Annotated in this window: 1 protein-coding gene; it reads right to left on the bottom strand. The window is 69.6% G+C overall.

The annotated features are described in order from the left end of the window. Nucleotides 1-699: 699 nt before the first annotated feature. Nucleotides 700-2,619 (bottom strand): hypothetical protein, encoded by a 1,920-nt coding sequence (locus OP18_RS50420; protein WP_156090380.1) that lies wholly within the window; start codon nt 2,617-2,619, stop codon nt 700-702. Between the last annotated feature and the right edge of the window lie 404 nt (nt 2,620-3,023).

Here is a 3,023-nt window from a genome sequence, read left to right on the forward strand (position 1 = left end):
GGACCGACCGGCTCCCATACGACCCGGCACGGCACGGCAACGCCGTCCGACTCCACCAAAACGAACCGCTCGCCGCCTGAGGTTGACACAGGGAGTGTCGTGCCGGCACCCTTCCGCGTTGATCGATCTCTGACCTCCCGGCGTCACCCGGACCGTGGCGGCCCCCGCATCGCCGAGCGAGGCCGGACCGGCCGCGGCGAAACCCGGAACGTCGCAACGGCATCGGTCAGCTCGGCAGCCGGGGATCGGCCGGGCTGCTCACCGGCGACCGCACACCGCAGCACATCGGCGGCACTGCCGGCCGCACTGACGTGTCAGCCGCGGAAGCCGTAGTGGAAACGGCTGAAGCGCAGTACGTAGGCGGGCATGTCGACGACGTTCGGCTGCTCGGCGACCACACCAGCACCCGGGCCGCCGTTGCATGCCTCCACCGTCACACAGCACGAATCGACTTCGGTGGGAGACGCTGAACCACGTCGAGCACAGCTGCCATGACGCGCGCCCGGTGAGTGATTGCGTGACTGCTGGCCGGCATTCAGCGTGTATGCGCGTCGCGGCCCGCAGGTTCGGTCTGCGGAGCCGTGGCGGGCCGAATCGATCAATGCGGTCACGTCGTCGCACGGCAACGAGCATCAGTAGCTGCCGGCTCCAAGTGATGCCCGGCCCGCGTTCATACGCGGCCGTGCCGCACCCTGACCGTCAGCGCCAGGCGAGGATCACCGGCAACCGTTCGACCTTGCCCGGAGCGGTCTCCACGGCGGCCGTCCACGACTTCGGATCGTCCGTCGGGTACAGCGGGTAGTTCGGGGCCGAGCCCGTGCCGTCGCCGATCCGCCAGATCAACCCCGCGTCGCCGAACGGGCCGCCGCTGCAGCCACCGACCCAGTACGGATACCCAGGCACACCGGGCGGGCCGCTGCCGGAGCGGCGGTGGCACTCGGCTCCGTTGGCGAGCTTGACCGCGAAGACATCGGTCCTGCCCGGCTCGCCGTCGTTGACAAAACCCGCGTCGCGGGGCACACCGGTGAACTTCGTCCACGTCCCGGACATCGTGAGCGGGGCGCAGAGATAGTCGCTGCCACTGGCGAAGCACGGGTCGTAGATGTCGTTGCCGATGAAGCAGCGGAAGCCGTCGCGCCGCGAGGCCAGCTCCGACGGGATGCAGGAGCTGTCCGCGTCGGCCTGCCCGGCGGCGGCCTTCCCGGCCGAACCGTCGCGCCAAGGGTCGACCGTGCGGAACGTCGTCACCGACGCAGCGGACCCGGACAGCTGCAACGTGAACGCACCCGGCTGGTCCCTGCCCCACTGCGAGAAGGCGTCGGGCAACTGGGAGAACGTCGACGTGATCACACCAGCGACGCCGATGACCTTCAGCAACCGGCCGAGGAAACGCAGACGAGTGATGGCCTTGCGCAATGACTGCTCGGCCTCGGTCGAGTAGCCGGCCTCGCCGAACAGGTCGACGGCTTGACTGAATGCCTTGTCCGGGTTGGCCAGGTTCGTCAGCGACTGCTCGATGAAGCATCGCACGAAGTCCTTGGCGCTGTCGAAGGACGGGAACGTCCGCAGCTTGTCGGCGCACTGGACCACGATCAGCAGCGAGCCCTGTACGGTGTCGCGCGGGTCCAGGCCCAGGATGGCGCCGCCGACGCTGAACCCGGCGCTCCAGTAGTCCAGCGACGCGTTGAACGCCTTGGCCTGCGACTGCTCCGGCTGCCGGTATCCGGCCGTCAGCCAGCCGTTGCCGGCGATCAGCACGTCGCGGTTCTTGTCCCGCTTGCTCACCTTCGCCAGGGCCATGCGGAACCAGTCCTGCTCGTCGGCGACCCACAGGTAGTCCGCTCCCGGCGCGACGTTGACCCACTGAAAGAAGCGGCGGTTCGACTGCACTTGCAGCTCGGCGCGCACGGCCTTCGACGACGCGTCGGTATTGGTGACCGCGCACAGGTGCACCAGGGTGGTCTTGTTGTTGACCGAGCTCCACTTCGGGGCACCGCCGGGGCACGCGCGCGGATCGGTGCGCTGGGTGGCATAGTCGGCGATCGAGTCGCCGATGCCCTTGACCCAGTCGGGCATCCTGATCCAACCGAACAGGTTCGGCGAGAAGTCGGTCGTCACCAGCTGCGGCGGCCCACCCGCGGCGACCCGGGTCTCCCAGCCGCCGCCGCTGGCCTGATGCAGCATCACGGGCAGCGCGCCGGCCGGCAGGCGGCCCCCCGACGCCGGGTCGTCGAAGGTGATGGTGATCGGCGACCGCAGCGAGGTGCCGGAGAACGAGACGTCCACGCCGGTCCCGCCGAGCTCCACCAGCGACCCGTCGGGCGCGTCGGCGGCCAGCCGGCGCAGCACGACCTTGCCCGCCGACGCGAACGCCCCGGCCGGGGCGGTCAGATGCCCCACGTCCGGCACCACTACGGAAAACGGCTGCTCTGGGGCGACCGGCACCTCGATCGGGTCGCCGACCGCCCGCACGGTCGGGTCCGGCACATCCTGCGCCGCCGCCGTGGCCGCGCCCGTAGCCTGCGCGTCGCCGGCGTCGCGGTGCCGCAGCACGGACACCGCCGCCACCGCGAGCACCGCCACGGCCACGGCCACGGCGGCCACGATCACGACCTGCATCCGCCGGGAGTGGATCACTCCACCATGCCATCACAAGCAACCTATGGCCGGGATCGGGCATTCGGATCCACGGCCGGGCGAGCCGACAGCAGTCAGGCACGACATTCGGCCGACTCGGGGTCGGCCGAACCGGCGCACCCGTGATGCAGAGCTTGACCGTCACGACCTGCGACGGCTGGACTGACAACGCCGCTGACCGCCTGAAGGAACACGATCCTGAGACATCTTGTTCCGCTCGCTGCTGCGACGGTACTCCTGACGCTGGCAACCGCCGGCTGCGGCGACTCCGATACCGCATCTACCAGTGAACCGCCCCGGATTTGATACCGGCCCGACCTCTTGTGGAGGATCGAGTCATGTCACGCCCTTCCCCGTACCCTGCTGAGTTGCGACAGCGGGCAGTG

Source organism: Dactylosporangium aurantiacum (assembly GCF_000716715.1).
GTDB lineage: Bacteria > Actinomycetota > Actinomycetes > Mycobacteriales > Micromonosporaceae > Dactylosporangium > Dactylosporangium aurantiacum.